This window comes from Pseudoalteromonas sp. CNC9-20, assembly GCF_022347875.1.
GTDB lineage: Bacteria > Pseudomonadota > Gammaproteobacteria > Enterobacterales > Alteromonadaceae > Pseudoalteromonas > Pseudoalteromonas ruthenica.
The window spans coordinates 675971-681970 of sequence record NZ_JAKRFS010000003.1; the positions used below are offsets into that span (position 1 = coordinate 675971).

4 protein-coding genes and 1 rRNA gene are annotated in these 6000 nt (G+C 46.8%); 4 read left to right on the plus strand and 1 reads right to left on the minus strand.

The window, feature by feature from the left end:
• Positions 1 to 17: 17 nt before the first annotated feature.
• Positions 18 to 515 carry a hypothetical protein gene (locus MHM89_RS10190; RefSeq protein ID WP_045980529.1) on the plus strand — a complete coding sequence of 166 codons (498 nt, stop codon included), beginning with the start codon at positions 18 to 20 and terminating at the stop codon, positions 513 to 515.
• A gap of 52 nt (positions 516 to 567) precedes the next feature.
• Entirely contained in the window at positions 568 to 2502 is a 1935-nt protein-coding gene (locus tag MHM89_RS10195; protein ID WP_239408724.1) for a DNA topoisomerase III, read from the plus strand.
• Here MHM89_RS10195 and MHM89_RS10200 read toward each other — a convergent pair.
• Positions 2499 to 3818, minus strand: coding sequence for an amidohydrolase (locus tag MHM89_RS10200; protein ID WP_239408725.1), 1320 nt, complete (start codon positions 3816 to 3818; stop codon positions 2499 to 2501). The two genes, MHM89_RS10195 and MHM89_RS10200, sit on opposite strands and share 4 nt — an antisense overlap.
• Positions 3819 to 3894: 76 nt before the next feature.
• Here MHM89_RS10200 and MHM89_RS10205 point away from each other — a divergent pair, with 76 nt between their 5' ends.
• Positions 3895 to 4752, plus strand: coding sequence for a tetratricopeptide repeat protein (locus MHM89_RS10205; RefSeq protein WP_239408726.1), 858 nt, complete (start codon positions 3895 to 3897; stop codon positions 4750 to 4752).
• A gap of 651 nt (positions 4753 to 5403) precedes the next feature.
• Positions 5404 to 6000, plus strand: a 16S ribosomal RNA gene (locus tag MHM89_RS10210); the annotation flags it as partial.

Consider the following 6000-nt stretch of genomic DNA (forward strand, 5'->3'; position numbering starts at 1 on the left):
CGTTAGGCTAAGTACTTATGCCTAGTTGGCTAGAGGAAACGTTAATCTTTCTAAACAATAGTTGGGCAGCATTTTTGCTGCCCGCTATTGTTTTCTATGTCCTTACTCGTGAGTACAAGGCCTTGCGGTTTGTCCTTCTAACCGCCGCTTTCTTTCTCTACGGAACACTGATACACGATTTTTTGCTCGATTGGGATAAAGACATGATCTGGCGTTATGTCATATGGGCAAGCAACGATATTACCTGGATGGCGATTATTGCCTACTGGGGCATTCGTGGCAAAGTGCATATGTGGCAAAGTATTGCTGGTCAGCTTATTGTCGTTGCCGCGCCTTTTTTACAGCTTTGGCGTGTCGCTGATCGCCATTTATGGGATCTAACATTTAATAGCTCGTACCTTTACAAAACCTTAATACCAATCATAAACAGCGTCACTTTAATATTGTGCTATTTACCGATACTGTTTTGGTTGCAGGCAAGAAGAAACAAAACAGCCGCGCGCACTCTTTCCTAGCTCGTAATTATACTCTACACTGTGATAACTGTATAAATAGCCAGTTGTTGTCATGAAGCTTTATATTGCCGAAAAACCCTCTCTTGGCCGTGCCATAGCCGCAGCCTTGCCCAAACCTCAGCAAAAAAAAGAAGGCTATATAGAGGTCGGCAATGGCGATTGTGTCACCTGGTGTATCGGTCACTTGCTTGAGCAGGCTGAGCCCGATGACTACGACCCCGCTTTTAAAAAGTGGCAATTAGCGCACTTGCCTATTGTTCCGAAGCAGTGGCAGCTAAAAGCGAAAAGCAAAACTCGTAAACAACTCACTTTAGTTAAGAAGCTGATAAAACAAGCTCACACCTTAGTGCATGCCGGCGACCCCGATAGAGAAGGGCAGTTGCTGGTTGATGAAGTGATTAATCAGGTGTCTTTGTCGCAACATAAAAAGCAAGCGGTTGAGCGTTTACTGATCAGTGATTTGAACTTGCCTGCAGTGAAAAAAGCCCTGAACCAGCTGCAGCCCAATACCCGGTTTGTGCCTTTGAGTGTTTCAGCACTCGCCCGCTCGCGCGCCGACTGGCTGTTTGGCATGAACCTAACACGAGCTTATACCTTGGCGGGACAAAAAAGCGGTTATCGAGGGGTACTCTCAGTGGGAAGGGTACAAACTCCGGTGCTGGGTCTGGTGGTCGCCAGAGATAAAGAAATAGCCGAGTTCGTTAGTAAGCCGTTTTATGAAGTGCACGCGCAAGTGACTACAGCACAAGGCGAATCATTTTGGCTGAAGTGGCAACCAAGCGAAGCGTGTCGGGCCTATCAAGATGAACAGGGCCGAGTATTGCTGCGTAAGCTTGCAGAAAATGTAGTCGGCCGGATTGTCGGCCAACCGGCAAGTGTGACCGACTTAAGCAAAGAGCAAAAGCAAGAGCAAGCTCCTCTGCCTTATAACCTATCGGCACTGCAAATAGATGCAGCGAAGCGCTTTTCTCTCTCCGCGAAGGCGGTATTAGATTGTTGTCAAAGCTTGTATGAGAAGCATAAATTAATTACTTACCCGCGCTCAGATAACCGCTATTTGCCTAAGGAGCATTTTGCTGACGCCAGCAATATTATTAACGCAGTGCTTAATAATGGCGTTTTCAGCGCACAGCAGCTCACAGCTGTAGATAGCAATAAAAAGAGCCGTTGCTTTAACGATAGCAAAGTGGCAGCGCACCATGCCATCGTACCTACAGCCAAGCACACCGCAGCGCAGTTGAATGATAATGAGCGCAAAGTGTATGAACTGATCTGTCGCCAATACCTCATTCAATTTATGCCTGCATATCGCTATTACCAAAGTGATGTCGAGGTGACCATAGCCGGAGGCAAGTTTACAACAAAAGCCCGAGAAGACATTGATCTGGGTTTTAAAGAGCTCATGGGCAAAAAGGCGAAGCAAGATGAGCAATGTTTACCACCATTGACCTTAGGGCAATTGCTACAGTGTGATGATGCACGTATTGACGATAAGCAGACCACACCCCCGGCACACTTTAGTGATGCCACTCTATTAAGCGCAATGACATCCATTGGCCGTTACGTCAAGGACACACAACTACGTAAAGTGCTGCGCGATACCGATGGCTTAGGCACTGAGGCAACCAGAGCAAGCATCATCGAATTGCTTTTCTCACGTGGTTTTCTTACTCGTAAAGGAAAATCCATTTGTGCTAGCGAAGCGGGAAGCGCTCTGATCAGTGCGTTGCCCGAGCAATTAGCAACGCCGGATATGACGGCGCACTGGGAAATGGCATTAGCAAAAATTGCCGAGCAAGAGCTCAAATATCAAGACTTCATGCAGCCATTAACCACACAGTTGAGCGACTTGGTCAATCAAGCAAAGAACTATGATGCTGGTGTATTTAGCAATATTAAAGGGCCCGCCAAGCGAGCCTTGAGAGGTGGTAAACGAAAGCGCGCCCGCAGTTACAAAGCTAAGGGCGCGTCTAAAGCGCAAGCTTAAGGTGTATTGAATAGCTTGAGCGCCGCATGAGTCATCGCTTTGACACCCGTTGGAATGGCCTTTTTATAATCAGGCGCAAACTTACTAGAGTGCAGCGATGGCAGTTGCGCCCCAGATTGTTGAGCGGCGTTATATGTTTCTGGGTTTACTCCGCCGAGCCAAAACAGGGTAATAGGCAAGTTGTCGTCGGTGCGTCCGTACAAGCCAAAATCTTCCCCGGCCATGACTGGCTTGGTTAATTCTACATTATTCTCACCGATAGCGTTTTTAATGGCGTCTGTGACTAAGGTGGTTTGCGTGGGATCGTTATAAGTAGAAGGAATCGATTCTTGTTCGTGGACAATGACTTCAGGGTAAAGGGCTTGCTCTAAGCCCGCACTAGCAGCAATACCTGCGCTTATGCGTTTAATGGCGGCAATTTGTTGATTACGTACCTGCGGGTTATAGCTGCGTAGCGTGAGTTGCAGAGTCACTTCGTTAGAGATGACATTATGTTTGCTGCCGCCATGAATAGACCCGACAGTCACAACGGAAGGTTCTAAAGGTGAGAGCTCACGGCTGGTGATCGTTTGTAGCGCCAACACCAAACGTGAGGCAATGACCACAGGGTCGATGGTGGTGTGCGGGTAGGCACCATGTCCACCTTTACCTTTCACAATGATGTCCACCGAATCTACACTGGCCATGGTATATTCCGGCTTTAAGGCAACCTTGCCCGCAGGCACACTGGCACTGACATGCAAGGCTAAAACATGATCTGGTTTAGCGAAGCGACTAAACAAGCCCTCATTGAGCATTGCTTTGGCGCCCGCGCCGATTTCCTCAGCAGGTTGAGCTACCATCATCAGCGTACCTTGCCATTGATCTTTATGGGCCATGAGGTGTTCAGCAGTGCCAATGAAACTGCTCATATGAATATCGTGACCACAGCCATGCATCACCCCAACTTTGGAGCCATCATCTTTTGTCACCGTCACTTTAGATGCGTAGTTCACACCGGTTTGTTCGACGATTGGCAAACCGTCGGTGTCGGTGCGGATCATAACGGTCGGCCCAGAGCCATTTTTATACAGACCAACGACGCCGTAGCCACCCACTTCTTTGGTCACATCAAACCCTAAATTTTGCAGTTTACTGGCCAGCTTTTCACCGGTTTGCTGTTCGTGTAAAGACAGCTCTGGTGATTGGTGTAAATCAAGATAGAAGGCTTCAAGCTCAGGGAGTCTATCTTTAACATCTACACTGTGTGCTGCTGTTGATGTGCATGCAAGTAGTAAAGCAGCACTGAGAGCGGTGAAAGAAGTAGGCAATTGCATGGGTGATCCTTGCTCTTGTAATTGTTATGTTAGTCACCATATCAAAGCGTAATTATAGTGAGATGGCAACATAAGCATGACGAATCAAATTCAATTGACGGCAGAGAATATCCAGCAAGTATTAGGCGACACTTCGCAAGAAAAGTTGGTGGCGTTGAGCTTTTACTCCGCCCAAAGCCCGGAATGTCAGGAACAGGCCAGTATTTTACAAGGCATAGCGCAGCAATATCAGCAGCATCTTGTCGTGGCAACTTTAGATTGTGACACACAGCAAGCATTGGCGGGTCAATTAGCGCAGCAAATTGGCTTACAAGCGCTGCCTACTTTGGTGTTATTAAAAGAGGGAGCACCCGTCGATATGCTTCCAGGGCCACAAAGCGAGGTGCAAATTAAAGAAGCACTGCAAAAGCACTTACCACAACCACAAGATATGTTGCTGCAACAAGCCAAAGATGCATTGATGGTCCCAAATCATAACGAGGCCTTTAAACTGGCAAAACAGGCGTATGATATAGACAGCAATAATAGTCGTATCAAACTGGTGTTGGCTGATATTTGCATCCAAATACATAAGCTTGATGACGCCAAAGCGTTATTGGAAACCATAGGCTTAGTCGAGCAAGATGCATATTATAACAATATTAAAGCTAAGCTAGAGCTTGCTGAACAAGCGCAAGACTCACCAGAGATCCAAGCTTTGCAACAGACCGTTGATAACGAACCTGAAAACCTTGAGGCAAAAGTAAATTTGGCTGTGGCACTCAATGAAGCGGGTAAAAAAGAAGACGCGTTAGCGACACTGTTTAAAGTGCTTAACAAAGATCTTAATTTTGGCGATGCGAAGAAGTCCTACCTTGATATCATTGCTAGCCTACCTGAGGGCGACGCCCTAGCAGCTCAATACCGCCGTAAACTATATAGTATCTTGTATTAAGAAATGCATACGTTGCAATCGAGATAAAGGAGTGCACGCTAAGTGCACTTTTTTATAAGCCTTACCTTGATCTTTAGTGTAGTTGTTCAATACTTATAGGCCGCCTTAAGGAAAGAGCACAAAAAACAGCCTAATCGATGTTCGTTTACCTTTGTTTTGTTGGTATTTTGAACGTTTGAGCTTGGGTTAACGTTTTTTTGCGGTTTTTAGTAAAAAAGGGGTTGCGTTGATTTTGTTTCTCCCTATAATGCGCTCCCACTGACACGGCAGACAGCAACGGATAACGAGCTAAACGCGGTGTTAGAGAGTCAAATAAAACTTAGTTTAAAGCGAATTAAAAAACTTAAAATTAAGTGTTGACACGAAATCAGGAAAGCGTAGAATGCGCAGCCCTGAACGGGAGCAAAGCTTCCGAGGCGAAAGCCTAAAACGTTCTTTAAAAATATGAAGCAATCATCTGTGTGGGCACTCGTACAGATTGAGTTCTAACAGCCGATTCTAGTTCGCTAGATGACGCAAACAAATTTAGAGTCTCAATTGAGCTGAGTGACCAACGGAATAAATTTAATTTATTCAGCACAGTCAATTCGATATCGACAGATATCAAAATCAGTATTCATTGAGCTGAATCTTAGGATTCAAAAAAACTTTTAATTGAAGAGTTTGATCATGGCTCAGATTGAACGCTGGCGGCAGGCCTAACACATGCAAGTCGAGCGGAAACGAAGAGGTGCTTGCACCTCTGGCGTCGAGCGGCGGACGGGTGAGTAATGCTTGGGAACATGCCTTGAGGTGGGGGACAACCGTTGGAAACGACGGCTAATACCGCATAATGTCTACGGACCAAAGGGGGCTTCGGCTCTCGCCTTTAGATTGGCCCAAGTGGGATTAGCTAGTTGGTGAGGTAATGGCTCACCAAGGCGACGATCCCTAGCTGGTTTGAGAGGATGATCAGCCACACTGGGACTGAGACACGGCCCAGACTCCTACGGGAGGCAGCAGTGGGGAATATTGCACAATGGGCGCAAGCCTGATGCAGCCATGCCGCGTGTGTGAAGAAGGCCTTCGGGTTGTAAAGCACTTTCAGCAAGGAGGAAAGGGTGTAAGTTAATACCTTACATCTGTGACGTTACTTGCAGAAGAAGCACCGGCTAACTCCGTGCCAGCAGCCGCGGTAATACGGAGGGTGCGAGCGTTAATCGGAATTACTGGGCGTAAAGCGTACGCAGGCGGTTTGTTAAGCGAGAT